Origin of the sequence: Aliikangiella coralliicola, assembly GCF_007004725.1 — a bacterium.
GTDB lineage: Bacteria > Pseudomonadota > Gammaproteobacteria > Enterobacterales > Kangiellaceae > Aliikangiella > Aliikangiella coralliicola.
Window position 1 is genome coordinate 342,673 of record NZ_ML660164.1, and the last position, 14,358, is coordinate 357,030.

Sequence of the window (14,358 nt, forward strand, 5' to 3'; positions counted from 1 at the left end):
GGTAGTGATAGGGTAATACGGGATGTAACGAGGCAAATTAGATGATGGCAAAACAAAATTCTTCAACCGGCATAAGTGCGCTTTATCAAGAAGCTATTCGAGATCCCGAAAAATTCTGGCTTGAAGCTGCCAGCCAGGTGCACTGGTTTAAACCGCCGAGCTACGCGCTATCAAAACCCGGGAAGGTGGAGTCTGAGGGCTCAGAACAAACAGAAAAGAGACACACGGCAGATTGGTTTGCTGATGGTCAACTGAATGCTTGTTATAGTGCTCTCGATTACCACGTTGAACAAGGCCATGGTGAACAGACTGCGATTATTTATGAGAGCCCGGTGACTGGCGTTTCGCAAAAAATTACCTACGCCAATTTACTATTTCACGTGAGCCAGTTTGCCGGTGCGTTAGCTGCTAAAGGTTTAACTAAAGGCGATCGCGTACTGATTTATATGCCGATGATTCCACAGGCTGTTGTGGCTATGTTGGCTTGTGCCAGACTGGGTCTTATTCACTCGGTTGTGTTCGGCGGTTTTGCCGCAAATGAATTAGCCACTCGAATTGATGATGCCGAACCGAAAGCGGTTATTGCCGCGTCTTGTGGTGTTGAGGTAAAGCGTATTATTGACTACAAAGCTTTATTGAACAAAGCTTTAAAGTTATCGCAACACACTCCAGAATTTCAGGTGATTTATCAACGACCGCAACAAACGGCGAAACTTGATCAACCTAGAGATATTGACTGGAATGATTTTATCGATAAGGCAGAAAGTGCTGATTGTGTGCCAGTCAAATCGACGGACCCCTTGTATATTTTATACACATCAGGCACTACAGGAAAACCGAAAGGCGTGATCAGAGACACCGGTGGCTATTGTGTGGCCCTTCAGTGGAGTATGCGCGCAATTTACAATGTTGTCCCGGGAGATGTTTATTGGGCCGCTTCGGATATAGGTTGGGTGGTGGGTCATTCTTATATTGTTTACGGGCCGCTACTAAACCGTAACACAACGATTTTATACGAAGGCAAACCAGTAGGAACTCCTGATGCCAGCGCCTTCTGGCGGATTATCGCAAAGCATCGAGTTAAGGTTTTATTCACTGCGCCGACGGCTATTCGAGCGATTAAAAAAGAAGATCCGGCCGGTGATTTGGTGCGACAGGGGGATTTTGATTTAACTTCATTATCAGCGCTGTTTCTAGCTGGAGAGCGCTCGGATCCGGATACGCTACACTGGGCGCAAACACAATTAAATGTTCCGGTGATCGACCATTGGTGGCAAACTGAAACCGGTTGGTCTATTTGCGCAAATTGTCTGGGAGTTGAAGCGCTACCAGTCGTTGACGGATCGCCCACTATGCCGGTTCCTGGTTATGAACTTTTTGTGGTTGATAAAGGCGGGCAAAAACTATCAAAGGGAAGCGTCGGTGCGCTGGTAATAAAAACGCCTTTACCTCCGGGTACCTTTACCGGTTTATGGAATGACGAAAAGCGTTTTGAAGAGAGTTATTTTTCCAGTTATCCTGGTTATTATGAAACTGGCGATGCGGGCTATATTGATGAAAATGGGTACGTATTTGTCATGTCTAGAACCGATGACATTATCAATGTTGCGGGCCATCGATTATCAACCGGCGCAATCGAACAGGTGATTGCCGGCCATGAAGATATTGCAGAGTGTGCGGTGATAGGTAAGTCTTGTGCACTAAAAGGCGAGATCCCTTTAGCGTTGATTGTCCTTAACTGTCAGACGCAGAATCCACTCGAACAGATTCAACGCGCTTGTGTTCAAATGGTAAGAGAAAAATTGGGCGCTGTTTACAGTTTTAAAACATCAGTTCCTGTGAGAGCTTTGCCGAAGACACGTTCAGGTAAAGTTTTGCGTGCGACAATGAAGCAGATTGCTCAAAAGCAAGCATACTCGATACCGGCAACGATTGATGATCCTAAAATTTTAGATGAAATCGAAATCGCGCTAGACCGATTGAATTAGGCTGATTGTATAAGACCTGTTGCCTTAGACCATCCGCAACAGGCTATCTCTGACTGTAAAACTCGCTAATATATTTTCCCCCTTTTATTGTCGCAATAATACGTAGCTTTTGCTTTTCTTTTGAAGCTAAATGCCGTTGACGTAACGGCGTTTCACTTTGCCAGTAGTAAGGGTTTTCTCCCATTGACAAAGCGTAGGCGTCGCTGACGTCATTTTCATCCACCAGAAAGAGAATTGCCGCGTCTAGGGGAAAGGTTGAGTTAACGATTGTGGTTCCGTTTTTGTCGAGCACATTAATTTTAAACTCGTTCGATTTCAAAACGCATTCTTCTGCCAGTACGTAACAAGGGCCGTCTGGTTCTAATTGATATAATTGCGTTTGTTCGGCTTGATACTCAAGAAAATAATCAGAACCAATGTAACCAATCACCATCAGGAATGGGGCGACAAAAATTGCGAGTTTGGTGTGCCTGTTCATAACTTTCCTCAGCGTTGTATATGATGACGAGTATTTTCAGATTTCGTAAGAAAAGGCCCCGTTAAGGAGCCTTTTATTTGAAGTAATATTGGCTTATTAATGTTCGTGAGCGACACCTGCGCCACGTGGAATGCGAAAGTTCTCAACCAATTGCTGAATGTTACTTGGCGCTGGACCGGTTACTTTCAGCACCGCGAAGGCAACAGCGAAGTTAACCAAAGCACCAACCGCGCCGAAAGCGTTAGGTGATATGCCAAAGAACCAGTTCGCTTCCATGCCACCTAAAAAGGAGGTTCCAGGAATAAACATGATTCCTTTATGTTGGAACACATAAAGCATGGTGATACCAATACCCGCGACCATACCCCAGATAGCGGCGCGACCACTCATTGTTTTGGAGAAAATGCCCATCATCAATGCCGGAAAGATAGAGGAGGCTGCCAGGCCAAATGCCAGCGCTACCGTTCCGGCGGCAAAGCCTGGCGGATTAAGCCCGAGGTATCCGGCGACTAAAATTGAAATTGTCATCACGATTCGACTGGCTAACAATTCGTTTTTCTCGCTTAAATCAGGCGTCAATACACCTTTCATTAAGTCGTGAGAAACCGAGGAGGAAATTGCTAATAAAAGCCCTGCGGCGGTAGATAGTGCAGCGGCCAAACCACCTGCAGCAACCAGCGCGATTACCCAGTTAGGCAAGTTAGCGATAGCCGGGTTTGCTAACACCATGATATCGCGGTCCACCTTAACCATCTCGTTGGTCGCTTTATCTGAAGTGTACTGGATTTTGCCGTCACCGTTTTTATCTTCAAAGGTTAGCAGGCCGGTTTTTTCCCAGTCCTTAAACCATTGAGGTCGTTCCGCGTAGTCAAGATTTTCGCCAGCGGCAGGAACTATTGTGTTCATTAAGTTCAACCTCGCCATTGCGCCGACGGCTGGGGCAACTGTGTATAACAGCGCGATAAATACCAGCGCATAACCGGCAGACGAACGGGCTGCCTGAACATTCGGTACGGTGAAGAAACGCATGATGACGTGAGGTAATCCAGCGGTACCAATCATCAGTGACAGGGTATAGGCGAACATATTTAAGGTGCCGCCAAGATTATCTGTGGTGTATTCTTTAAAGCCGAGATCTGTGACTACCTGGTCGAGTTTGTCTAACAGATAAACACCGCTACCATCGGCAAGTGTACTACCTAATCCCAATTGGGGAATTGGATTTCCGGTTAACTGTAATGAGATAAAAACTGCGGGAATGGTATAAGCAAATATTAATACACAGTATTGTGCAATTTGAGTGTAAGTAATTCCTTTCATGCCGCCTAAAACCGCGTACACCCAAACCACTGCCATACCAATGCCTAAACCGAGACCATAGTCCACTTCAAGAAATCGAGAAAAAGCGACACCGACGCCTTTCATCTGACCGATGATATAAGTCAGTGAAGCAATGATCAGGCAGACCACTGCGACGATTCTGGCGGTTTTTGAATAATAACGATCTGAAATAAACTCTGGCACGGTAAATTTACCGTGTTTACGCATGTAAGGTGCGAGTAACATTGCCAGCAGCACGTAACCGCCGGTCCAGCCCATTAAAAAGACCGATCCGCCATATCCTAAAAATGCAATTAATCCGGCCATAGAAATAAATGATGCCGCGCTCATCCAGTCGGCACCGATCGCCATCCCATTTTGAACAGGAGTGACACCACCGCCGGCGACATAGAAGTCACTGGTAGACCCCGCTCTTGCCCACCAGGCAATCGCAAAATACATAGCAAATGATCCGAAAACCGCGATGTAGGTGTAGAGTTGTAACTCGTCCATTACGACTCCTCCACATTGTGTTTTTTATCAAGTTTGTTCATCTGATGTGAATACCAGAAAATAAGGGCGACAAAAGTATAAATAGAACCTTGCTGAGCAAACCAGAAACCTAATTTGTATCCCCCAAGGCGAATTTCGTTGAGTGGTTCAACCAGCAGCAACCCAAAGCCAAATGAAACAACAAACCAGATAGCAAGGCAGATGAATATTAAGCGAAGATTTTCTCGCCAGTAGGAATGATTGTTTTCCACGGTGTCCTCCCGGAAGTTTTGATATTTGTTTTTCTTAATCGTTAATCAGGATGAGTATTTAACAACCATACAGGACTTCTGAGTCTTTCTTATGGTCTATATCTCATGTTAATTACACCCTAACAACATTTCTTGTTATGTCCTATTAAACTTTAGTCTACAGGATTATCTGCGCTAAAGGTAAAGCAATGATAAGTAAGGATTATAGCAGCAATTTGTGAGTCGAAAACACGGATTGGTAGGGACCTCTGCTGTGATTGAGAACGGTACAATATACTGTTGAGATAATGTGATTGAAAGAACTCAACAGATGAGGGCGGTAATATAACTAATTAACCTCAGGTTAATTAATAAGATACAAAAGCGAATTCTCATGATCGATTCTGAATTGAAATTGCCCCAAAAAATCCATGCCGAGCAAGCCATGAATTTGATTATCTTCGCCAAGGTTGGTCGGGATGATTAGCGGATTGGTTAAAGTAAAACCACCAACATCTAATTCTTTTGCTTGAAATAGATGGACTCTGTTTCTTCCATTAGCGGTGTTAATGTAGCGAGAGATGTTTAAATTTCGTATTTGACTTGACGCCCTTAACATTGCTCGCATGGTTTGATAGGAAACCGCGGTGGCGCTGGCTCCTGTGTCCAGCAACAGACTCAAAGTAATATCTCCATTGATAGTCGCTTTCACCATATAATGATTACCGTGTTTTTGTAGTGGAATTCCTGGTTTGGTGGGTTCAGCGTTGTTAATGGCTGCATCAAGCCGGCCTTTCAGGATATCAATGGCTATCTGGTTTTCTTCATTGGGCGGAATATTATTAACATAGGTTTCGGCAAGAGATAAATCTCCGGTTAAAAGATGGTGTTTTACTAACGCTGAAATCACCGGTATATAGTTTGGTTGTTTTTCGTGGACCAGGTTCATTGTTTCCATAAAACTTTTTGCGGAAACTGTCGGTGCAATAGAGAAAAAATCTCGGATTACGTAATTGGTTAACGCGTTAATTTCACCTTGAATAATGTTAGTCACATGTTGGTTAATTGCCGACTGTTTAGCAGAATAAAGTTCCTCCAGCGCCAGAGGGTAATTTCGATCAAAATAGACAAAAGCTTTTGCTCTAAGTCGGTGAATGTCGCTGGTAGAAAGATCGAGTTCAGTGATGTAATCGATAAATTCCTCAAGCAAATTCCAATGATCGAGAGTAAAAAGATCTTCAGGAAGAATGCTTCTATTTTTTAAAAGCTTTGATATCAGCACGTCAGTGTCACGGTTTGCTGTTACCGGTGAATTAACTGAGGGACATTCGGTAAAAGTGTTACCAGGTTCAGGGAGAGTAAGATCGTCGTTTGGAAAATCTTCTGCCTGACTAGCAAATTGAGGGCAGACTTCTGCTGCTAATGATGAATCAAGCTGGTTTTGTTTTGCGGTCTGGCTGCCGATAATCCAACCGATAAGAACGCTGACCAAAATAAATAAAATTGTTCGTACCATTAGCCCTAAACTTTTCTATTTGTTAAGTGGCCAGTATACCAAGAATCTAAGAGCGGAGTTAGTTTTTCACCTGATTGATGGTAAGGGATAACAAATGTAACAAATGCATAGAGGATAAATAGAAGTCTTACTGAGGCGGCTACCGCCTCAGTATTTTCCGGAAAGATTAAGGCTTTTTCTTACAACCAATGACAGCCGCAGCGAGTGCTGGCCCGGCACATAACACAAAGGCCGCAGTCCCAACCCCGGGAGCTAGCAACAACGGTCCACAAGATAGAAAGGTAAAACCAAGCACCGTTATTAAGCAGGTTTTATTGTATTCTTGCTGCCTGTTTGACGCCAGGAATACCATCGTGGAAACTGGATCGAGAAAACTATCGTTATCTTCGGGTAAGTCGAGAATATTAGGACAGGTTGATATCACTTTTCCACTTTGTGGATCAAGCGTGATTGATATATTTGGCATATCAGGAATTGCTGGTTCGCGAATGGTTGCGCTGATATCAAATAGTGAATCATGTTTTTTGACGGACAAGGTATAGTCGAAAGGTTCGTTCGAAATTTTCCCGATAAATTTTCTTTCGTCCCACTCCTCAGTCATTGCATTCTCGCGAAAAGAAATCATTTTAAAATGTTCAAAAGGAACATTGTTTACGTTTCCGACCAGTCGATGAATTACCGGATCGGTATCTTCAAAAACAGTATTTCCTCCCCAACTAAAGTTGGGTAAGTCCGCTGACAGATCTTGCATGATGTCTTTCACGGGAATCGACACTGTTTTAACTTCCGGCATTACAGTTTTGGTATTGCAGCATGATGATTCCATTGAGTGTTCTCCTTAAAGTAATTAATCGTTGTATTGACTTAGCTTTAATATGCTTTTTAGCGAAGCAAAATATTAACTAAGAGGGGCCAACCATTTTTAATATTTGATTCGCTATCTTGTACTACGCAATGTTCTGAAAAATTGTTCAAAAAAAATTTATCAATTAAATCGAACCAATTCTTGATGACTCTCGTATACAACTAATAAATAAATTTGCTTTTCTCGAAAGCTAGCCCGGAGAAGTATTCGAAAGAAAACTCGGTAGGGAAAGAGTGTCGGCCGTGCTATTAGTCTGGACGCGAGTTGATAAATGTCAGGCAGTACTGGAGGAAATGGATGATATCAAAGGAAGATGAAAAACCGATAGTTTATAAGCTACTTAATAAAGAGACCGAGGGATTGAGTTTGCTTTATGATCTTTATGCATCGCGGTTACTAAGAGTAGCTATCAAAATTTTACAAGACAAAGCAGATGCGGAAGATCTTCTCCACGATGTGTTTCTGGAAGCCTGGCACAAAGTGCATCTTTATGATTGTGAACGTGGCAGTTTGTATTCGTGGTTATCGATAATGACCAAGTCACGGGCAATTGATCGGCTGCGCGCTTTGCGAGCCATTAAATGGCGCTCAAGTTGCAGTGATCATACAATTGAACTAGAAGCTGGCGAAAATCATCAACGACTCCTCGATTATCGGAGCGTAGAACGAGCGGTTGCTAAACTGACAGATACGCAAAAACTGGTATTGGATTTAGGTTACAGGAAAGGCTTGACCTACCAGGAAATTGCAGAACAGTGCGATATTCCAATTGGCACCGTCAAATCCCGTTTATTTTCTGCGGTTAACAAGTTACGTCAATTGTTAGTAAAGCCTGCTGAGGTTAAATTATGAAAAAAGAGATAATCAATAATCAACCGCTAAAATCAAAAGACAGGTCTATAAGCGAGAATAAGATTAACCCAGCGATGAAAAATAAACTATTTGAGATGCTGGAGTTTAACGGGCGGAAGTTCGCACTACCTTCGCCTTTAAAACCTTCTGAAAGACTTAAACAAAACTTGCTCAGCTCAATAGAGTGCCCTGAGCGGCTGGTGGCTTATCGGGCTCGTTTTGGACGTTTGTTTGACCTTTCGGTTAGTGAAGTTGAATCGCTGTTTGAGCACCTGAGTTGTGATATAAATGAACTCAATCGAACTGTCTGGAAGTTGTTTAAACCTGAAGGTATCTTTTTTATGCATTTTGATGGTGGCCCAAAAGTTAAACAAGCTGAGTGCGGATTGGTGTACATGAAAGTGGGAACCAAAATTCCACGCCATATTCACCGTGAAGATGAAACAGTTATGGTTTTGCAAGGGGAGGTTTTTGAAAATTCAAATAATCTTTACTATCCCGGCGATATTGTATTCAAGCCAAAGGGAAGTGAACATCAAGTCACTGCTGGTGACTCACAAAGTGTGATACTTGGCATTTTAAAAAGTCCTGCTGCTTATTGAATATACAGCTATTTTTATTGCCGTAAATTATTTTTCTAAGTGCATGATGTAATCTTTGCCTGGAGAGCTGTTGTCAATTACACCATTTTTAGAACGAAACCTTATCGGTATTAACCTTGTGAGATTTTAACGAATAATATTTATCGTTTTATTGTGATAAATTTCCAAATAACTCATCGCTCAATATTTAAATGATATACACTCGTCACGATTTTCAGCCAGTAGTTTGAATTTTACGTTGTAGTATTCACGCTTAAATACTAGAAAGAGATAAAGATGACGAATCAAACAGCCATGGTGAGCGCGGAAATAAATAGTTTCAACATTCATAAAAGCAATGTTACTCCGTCAGAAACTTTGACTCCCAGTTCGAAAGTTGACGTTAAGTTTAAAGGCGTCCGTCAACAGGATGACTTACTGGTTTCCGCTAAATGTCACTCAGTTGAGGATAAAAAGGGAAGCGAGATGTTTGCGCCTGAACATCAGTATAGAGACGCTAAAACAGGTAGGCTGGTATGCTCTCTAGTCAAAAACTTATTGCTTGAGCCTGCTGATGTTTAAATTTTGTAGCTAATAAAATCTCAAATAAAAAATAAACGAATTGAGATTATCTCAACTTTTTTAGTAGTGTCTTCAAAACGATATTTTTTTCTTTGTAATAGCTTTTTGCTGTTAAAATTTCTGTGCGAGATAAAAAATAAATTAATATTTATTTTGCTGTTTTTTGATGTTCATTGTTTATTTTTGTTAATTGGGCTTTTTACCTAATTTTTCTTGATAAATTGGCGTTTAAGATTAATTAATAATAATGTTTTTAGTTAAGGGCTAATAAAAGAAATTGTGACTGCTAAATTACATGTTTGAAGTTGACTCTGTTTGTCATTGTCAGTACAGGGAGGCGGGTGTATATTTTTTTCGTCTGTTTATTTGTGGTGTTTGCAGGCAAATCATACTTAATAACAAAAGGAAAAAAACATGAAATTAGTAAAATCAATTTGGGCAGTTTTGTTGTTTGGTTCTTTTTCAGCTGCAGTTCAGGCTGTTCCCTGGGAGGATTATAAAATATGTCGAACTTATTTCGAGACGGTGAGTTACTTTCAAGGAAATGCGAGTTGTTATGCGACGCCGACGGGAGGCTCGAACTTACCGCCCGGTAGTGGGAGGTTCTTATCACAAAATGTTGGTTTAACAACGAACTCTTCAGTTTACCTTTCTCAACCTGTGAGTGCTTATGTGGATGGTGAATGGGTACACGGTAGCGTTTCTTGCGTCGCTTCTGTCCCATTTAGTCATTCTGAAGAAGTAGAAAAAGAGTCTTGTTACTATGACCTTGGCGCAGTGTGCAGAGATTATCCTCGATTACCTTTGTGTCGTTGATAAGGTCGTACAATTGCGAAACCGGTGACATGATTTTCCGGTTGAAATAGAAAGTCGATGGTGGGTTTTATGCAGATCTAAAATGCATAAAACCCAACTTGTCATACCAACAAACTCTCTATAATAGTCTCGCGATTACTACATCAAATAGTCACTATCAAATAGTCACATCAAATAATTACATCGCGATCCCAAGGCAACGTTCATAGCGAGCTTCGCACTTCGCTAATCTACCTGGTCTTGGGCCGGCATTGCTTATGCACAAATCATAAGCGTCATTACAAGCTCTAATATCACGCATAGCGACATTTGGAGAGTTTGTCTCATTGTTTGAAAATGTTGCCGCTGTCGCTACAAACAAAATAGCAGCGGTTAACAATAAAGTTCTCGATTTGGCCATTTTTTTAAAACCTCTCTTATGTGAGTTTTTTCCAGACTATTCTGTCGGTTAAAAGTCATGTCTGAAATTATTTTGTGAATTAAGGTAACTGACTAACATTGAACTCGTGCCTTAAACCATTGCAATCTTTTGATACTGCATAGATCGGCGTACCGTTAGAGTCCAATAACCAGGTTGCAGTCATGTTGGAACCGTCGGGGCAGCCATCACCAATGGCTTTGGCAACATGACGACCTGCTGCTATGCCAGCCGGCACATTTTTTTTCCAATAGATTCGCATTTCTAAACTTGGCGGAATGCCGGGCGTAAACTTTGAATAGACTTTCGCTTTGTGCCAACCCGAAGAATAAGTTCCGCAGGTTTCCGGTGATGCGCAAGTTAAATTGAGATAACCCGAAAATTTCAGCTCGCCATCGGCAGAAGTGATCTTTTGCTCTGCGCCGGATAAGTTGTCGCCGGCTGAAGAGCGAGAGTCGGCTACTGCGACATTTGAAATTGTGAATAATGAAAACGAAGTTACAAGCAATATTTTTTTCAAAAACATTTTTTTTCCTTTTTGAGTTAGAGAAATTAAATACGTCAATAAGTGTTAATGATGCTTGCAAGCACGAGTAATATTAAACAGAAAAAAATTAATTTAAATAATCCTGAAGCCGATTCAACCAAAATTCAACGACTATCTCTTGAGGCGATTTTGAGGCTGTGTTACGCATGACTTAACACGAGGAAGAGTGATGTTTTTTCAAGAAAATAAAAACACGAAACAATGTTTTGTTTCGAAGTGTTGGTTGTTTTTATTAAGTCGTTAATAAATCTATTTTGAACTTTTTCAGAATGAAATTTGAAGTTGTCGCGAAAGTAGGGTTCGTGATTTAAATTGTTTGCAATAAAAAAAGCATGTCAATTGACATGCTTTTTTAACTTCAAATTGCTGTGTTGTTAGCCACGCAGTTTACGTCGCATCGCAACTAGTGGAAGTATCAACAAAGATAGCCAACCGAAGCTACCGCTTCCTTTTGGTGGTCTGGTTACTTTAAAGCTAACCGTCTCACTGTGGGTTGAATTAGCTGCTTGGCCATCATCTGCAGTAATTGTGAAAGTCACAGTTCCATCCATGTCTGGAATCGCTCTAACTTGTAAACTACCGGTATTCTCATCAAACTCAATACCTAGAATATCTGATGTTGTCGGAGAGATACTGTAAGTTACCGTTTGTGTGGCTTCGTCCGTTGGAATTTCAGCTGGAGTGACAGTTGACACGTTAATCAGCCCCCTGTGATTTATCTGCACTTCAGTTTCTTGCTGTGAGATAGCGAACACTGGTGCGTCATTAACAGGGTTGACGGTGATGTTTAAATCATTCCTGGTTGAAGTTGCAACATCACTTGCCTCAACATGCCAGCCAATACTCACTTCGCCATTAAAATTGCTGGCAGGAACGAAAGAGAGATTAGCGATTTCAGCAATGGCAACCGGTGCTAGTTCGGTAACATTTTCACCATTCAATGTTAACGTGCCATTGGTTGGTAAAGCACTTAGTACAACGGTTTCAATCTCTGGCGTTGTTGGATAAAAAGCATTGAACATATCTGCACTGAATGCTAACGGAGTATCTTCATCTGTTGAAGCGCTGGTTGGCAACGCAGAGGGTAAGGTCGATAACTCAACTTTATAAGCACTTCGCCCATGGGTGAATGCAAACAAATTGCCATTATTGATCTCAAGATGTGCAACAGCGGTATTTGCAAATCCGCTACCATCAATTGACCAATTCTGACCGGCGTCAACAGAAACAAATATACCTAAATCAGTACCAACAAAAATACGCGCGGTGTTGGTTGGATCAATAACAATGGTGTTTACCGGTACATCTGGTAATCCGTTCGGTTGACCCTGGTTGTCAATGGCGTTCCAGGTGACACCGCCATCTAAAGTTTTCCAGATGTGTGGTACGCCAAAGGTAGAATAGGTCACGTAGGTGATATTGTTGTTATTTGGGTGAATCGCAATATCCGAAACATAACCTTGTGATGGCTGAACTGTTAACCATTGTGTGGTCGCTGTGGTCTGAGTCGCGGCCGTGCTAATTAATAAAGTACCAGAATCAGTACCAGCGATTACTCTATCTGAGTTGCCCGGTGCGACTGCCCATTCAGAAACAATAGAATTATCGATTGTCGGTGCGCTCGCCTGAGTCCAAGTGTCACCTTGATCTTCGGTACGCCATAAACGATTGTTACCAATCCAAAGTCGGTCGGGGTTATTCGAGTCCATCATAAATGGCGTGATGAATGGAAATAACTGTCCGTCTTCGATACCGGTGGTTATGCGTGTTGAACTACCGTCCCCAAGGTTTTGACGTGTCAATGACAGTCGAGTGTTTTCGGTGAAAACATTTAAAGGGTTACGCGGATCAACTGCAACCCAGCCGCCGTCGCCGCCGTTAATTTCGAACCAGGCTTGTGGACCTGTTGCGTCCTGACCTAAATTGGTTCCATTGTCTTGTGTGCCACCAATGTAAACTGAACCGTCAGGAAATAGTGCGCCATGATAAAATTGTGTAATTCCAAAATTATTATTCAAGCCAGTCCAACTGACCGCATCGGCGACATTAGCACCGCAAATGCCCGGTAATCCGAGAGTGTTTCCGTCAGCATTGTCGGTTCGTTGAATACCGCCGTCATTTCCAACGAATAGTGTTTTATTCGTATCGCCGTCGTAGTCAGGATGAAAGACAATTTCATGTTGATCCGCGTGAGCGTAACTAGAGTCATTTGAATTGGTCCACCATCGGCTAACCGTGCTCCAATTTTCTCCCGCATCATCGGAACGCCAAAGATCAACACCACCGGCCCAAACGACATCGGGATTAACAGGATCAACCTTTACGATGTTGTCGTACCAGCCTTGATTGAAAAAGCTACGATTAGGACCACCACACTCGGGGAATAATCCAAATACCGGGTTTGAAAGTAGCAGGGTGTTAACGATTTCGGCATTTTGATTTGAATTTTTTACTTCCCAGGTAGCGCCGCCATCTTCGGTGCGGAATAGTTTATAAAAACCATTTCGATAGGCGGTTTGGTCGCTACTATTGGCTGCACTTAAAGCGTAAGCAATGTCCTGATTTGAGGGAGCAAATGCGAGCGTGGTACGCCCAAGAAATTCATCTTCAATTACTGGAGTTAAATCATCACCGCCATTAGTACTGCGGTAAACGGTCGCACCTGAAAATGAACCGCAAGAAACCAATAACTCATCGTTATCTTTGTCGGTACGAACTTTAACATCCATACAACCATCACTATTGGGCGCGTCCATCAGTTTTGTCCAGGTTTCACCGGCGTCATCTGAACGGAAAAGACCGGCACGAGTCGCTGCAAATAAACGGTTTTCAGTAACGGTGCTAGCTTCAATTTTGTTCACATAGCGGAAATCAACATTGCCGCCGGTGCTGCTTAATTGAGACCAAGTTGCACCGGCATCCGTTGATTTGAAAATACCATCTCCGCGTAGAGAATCAGCATTAAAAAAACCTTCACCAGTTGCCGCATAAAGTGTATCTGGTTCGGTAGGGGACATGACTAATCCCGTAATCGCCAGGTTGAGCATCATGTCGTCAAGGGGCAACCAGTTTTGTCCTGCGTCAATGGTTTTCCAAACGCCACCGGCGACACCGGCGCTATACATAATCTCTGGAGTTTCAGGGTGAATAACTAAAGTTCGAGTACGACCGCCAATGTTGCCCGGGCCGATGTTGTCCCAATCTCCAACTACACCTGGCTCGGTCGGCGTTGCCTTATTGAGCAGACCAGAAGCCTTCAGCTGATTGCGACTTGGCATCATCTTGTCGGCACGAATCGAGTACTGATTCATGTTGGCCATGTGACGCAATCCGTGACTGTATTTTTCAGCCGGTAGTGCTTTTGAACCGATTGGCGCGCGTTGTTTAACGTAAAAGTCAAGCGCTTCCTGTGGTTTGTCATATCGTTTAGGATTGGCGACTTTGCTGGCTTTTTTCTGTTCCAGGAAAGCGCGCTTATTCACAAAGTTTTCATAACTGTTCGTTTTGTCAGCTGAAAAGTAGAGCCCTGAAGCGCCCGCGACCAAAGCGGTCGAAACGCAAACCGCGACAGTCGTGCGGTTAAAGAACTTATGCATGATGTATTTCCTTGTTAAGTAGTTAATAATATTAAGTGTTTAATTTTATTTTTATT

General features: G+C 42.5%; 13 protein-coding genes. 5 read left to right on the forward strand and 8 right to left on the reverse strand.

The features are described from left to right. The first annotated feature begins 41 nt into the window (after positions 1 to 41). A complete protein-coding gene (locus FLL46_RS12690) occupies positions 42 to 1,988 on the forward strand; it encodes an AMP-binding protein (RefSeq protein ID WP_281281964.1) in 1,947 nt (648 codons plus the stop codon). A gap of 43 nt (positions 1,989 to 2,031) precedes the next feature. On the opposite strand, the gene FLL46_RS12695 is transcribed toward FLL46_RS12690, so the two are convergent. From FLL46_RS12695 to FLL46_RS12715, 5 genes are all read right to left on the reverse strand, one after another. Beyond that, on the reverse strand, positions 2,032 to 2,466 hold the full coding sequence (locus tag FLL46_RS12695; RefSeq protein ID WP_142893906.1) for a hypothetical protein: 435 nt from the start codon (positions 2,464 to 2,466) through the stop codon (positions 2,032 to 2,034). A gap of 96 nt (positions 2,467 to 2,562) precedes the next feature. After that, positions 2,563 to 4,299, reverse strand: coding sequence for a sodium:solute symporter family protein (locus FLL46_RS12700; RefSeq protein ID WP_142893908.1), 1,737 nt, complete (start codon positions 4,297 to 4,299; stop codon positions 2,563 to 2,565). Then, on the reverse strand, positions 4,299 to 4,550 hold the full coding sequence (locus FLL46_RS12705) for a DUF4212 domain-containing protein (RefSeq protein ID WP_142893910.1): 252 nt from the start codon (positions 4,548 to 4,550) through the stop codon (positions 4,299 to 4,301). The genes FLL46_RS12700 and FLL46_RS12705 overlap by 1 nt, the downstream gene beginning before the upstream one ends. A gap of 343 nt (positions 4,551 to 4,893) precedes the next feature. Continuing rightward, positions 4,894 to 6,045: a retropepsin-like aspartic protease family protein gene (locus tag FLL46_RS12710; protein ID WP_142893912.1), complete on the reverse strand. Its 1,152-nt coding sequence runs from the start codon at positions 6,043 to 6,045 to the stop codon at positions 4,894 to 4,896. Positions 6,046 to 6,211: 166 nt separating this feature from the next. Continuing rightward, positions 6,212 to 6,871: a hypothetical protein gene (locus FLL46_RS12715; RefSeq protein ID WP_142893914.1), complete on the reverse strand. Its 660-nt coding sequence runs from the start codon at positions 6,869 to 6,871 to the stop codon at positions 6,212 to 6,214. Between the two features lie 336 nt (positions 6,872 to 7,207). Here FLL46_RS12715 and FLL46_RS12720 point away from each other — a divergent pair, with 336 nt between their 5' ends. The 4 genes from FLL46_RS12720 to FLL46_RS12735 all read left to right on the forward strand — a co-directional run bounded on the left by FLL46_RS12720 (position 7,208) and on the right by FLL46_RS12735 (position 9,741). After that, a complete protein-coding gene (locus FLL46_RS12720) occupies positions 7,208 to 7,762 on the forward strand; it encodes a sigma-70 family RNA polymerase sigma factor (RefSeq protein WP_142893916.1) in 555 nt (184 codons plus the stop codon). Then, positions 7,759 to 8,364, forward strand: coding sequence for a cupin domain-containing protein (locus FLL46_RS12725; protein WP_142893918.1), 606 nt, complete (start codon positions 7,759 to 7,761; stop codon positions 8,362 to 8,364). The genes FLL46_RS12720 and FLL46_RS12725 overlap by 4 nt, the downstream gene beginning before the upstream one ends. 276 nt (positions 8,365 to 8,640) lie before the next feature. Next, positions 8,641 to 8,925, forward strand: a complete 285-nt coding sequence (locus FLL46_RS12730) for a hypothetical protein (protein ID WP_142893920.1) — start codon at positions 8,641 to 8,643, stop codon at positions 8,923 to 8,925. A gap of 414 nt (positions 8,926 to 9,339) precedes the next feature. Beyond that, a complete protein-coding gene (locus tag FLL46_RS12735; protein WP_142893922.1) occupies positions 9,340 to 9,741 on the forward strand; it encodes a hypothetical protein in 402 nt (133 codons plus the stop codon). A gap of 178 nt (positions 9,742 to 9,919) precedes the next feature. Here FLL46_RS12735 and FLL46_RS12740 read toward each other — a convergent pair whose 3' ends face one another. From FLL46_RS12740 to FLL46_RS12750, 3 genes are all read right to left on the reverse strand, one after another. Next, the gene (locus FLL46_RS12740) at positions 9,920 to 10,141 is read right to left on the reverse strand and encodes a hypothetical protein (RefSeq protein ID WP_142893924.1); all 222 of its coding nucleotides are present in this window, start codon (positions 10,139 to 10,141) and stop codon (positions 9,920 to 9,922) included. Between the two features lie 79 nt (positions 10,142 to 10,220). Continuing rightward, complete coding sequence (locus FLL46_RS12745; RefSeq protein ID WP_142893926.1) at positions 10,221 to 10,685, reverse strand: hypothetical protein; 465 nt, start codon at positions 10,683 to 10,685, stop codon at positions 10,221 to 10,223. Between the two features lie 395 nt (positions 10,686 to 11,080). Further along, positions 11,081 to 14,302 carry a GlyGly-CTERM sorting domain-containing protein gene (locus FLL46_RS12750; RefSeq protein WP_142893928.1) on the reverse strand — a complete coding sequence of 1,074 codons (3,222 nt, stop codon included), beginning with the start codon at positions 14,300 to 14,302 and terminating at the stop codon, positions 11,081 to 11,083. Positions 14,303 to 14,358: the final 56 nt, after the last annotated feature.

What these genes read in the sequence shown, in the direction of transcription:
- FLL46_RS12700 (WP_142893908.1), bottom strand. Translation starts at nt 4,299, where the DNA reads ATGGACGAGTTACAACTCTACACCTACATCGCGGTTTTCGGATCATTT.
- FLL46_RS12690 (WP_281281964.1), top strand. Translation starts at nt 42, where the DNA reads ATGATGGCAAAACAAAATTCTTCAACCGGCATAAGTGCGCTTTATCAA.
- FLL46_RS12725 (WP_142893918.1), top strand. Translation starts at nt 7,759, where the DNA reads ATGAAAAAAGAGATAATCAATAATCAACCGCTAAAATCAAAAGACAGG.
- FLL46_RS12740 (WP_142893924.1), bottom strand. Translation starts at nt 10,141, where the DNA reads ATGGCCAAATCGAGAACTTTATTGTTAACCGCTGCTATTTTGTTTGTA.
- FLL46_RS12745 (WP_142893926.1), bottom strand. Translation starts at nt 10,685, where the DNA reads ATGTTTTTGAAAAAAATATTGCTTGTAACTTCGTTTTCATTATTCACA.
- FLL46_RS12695 (WP_142893906.1), bottom strand. Translation starts at nt 2,466, where the DNA reads ATGAACAGGCACACCAAACTCGCAATTTTTGTCGCCCCATTCCTGATG.
- FLL46_RS12730 (WP_142893920.1), top strand. Translation starts at nt 8,641, where the DNA reads ATGACGAATCAAACAGCCATGGTGAGCGCGGAAATAAATAGTTTCAAC.
- FLL46_RS12735 (WP_142893922.1), top strand. Translation starts at nt 9,340, where the DNA reads ATGAAATTAGTAAAATCAATTTGGGCAGTTTTGTTGTTTGGTTCTTTT.
- FLL46_RS12710 (WP_142893912.1), bottom strand. Translation starts at nt 6,045, where the DNA reads ATGGTACGAACAATTTTATTTATTTTGGTCAGCGTTCTTATCGGTTGG.
- FLL46_RS12750 (WP_142893928.1), bottom strand. Translation starts at nt 14,302, where the DNA reads ATGCATAAGTTCTTTAACCGCACGACTGTCGCGGTTTGCGTTTCGACC.
- FLL46_RS12715 (WP_142893914.1), bottom strand. Translation starts at nt 6,871, where the DNA reads ATGGAATCATCATGCTGCAATACCAAAACTGTAATGCCGGAAGTTAAA.
- FLL46_RS12720 (WP_142893916.1), top strand. Translation starts at nt 7,208, where the DNA reads ATGATATCAAAGGAAGATGAAAAACCGATAGTTTATAAGCTACTTAAT.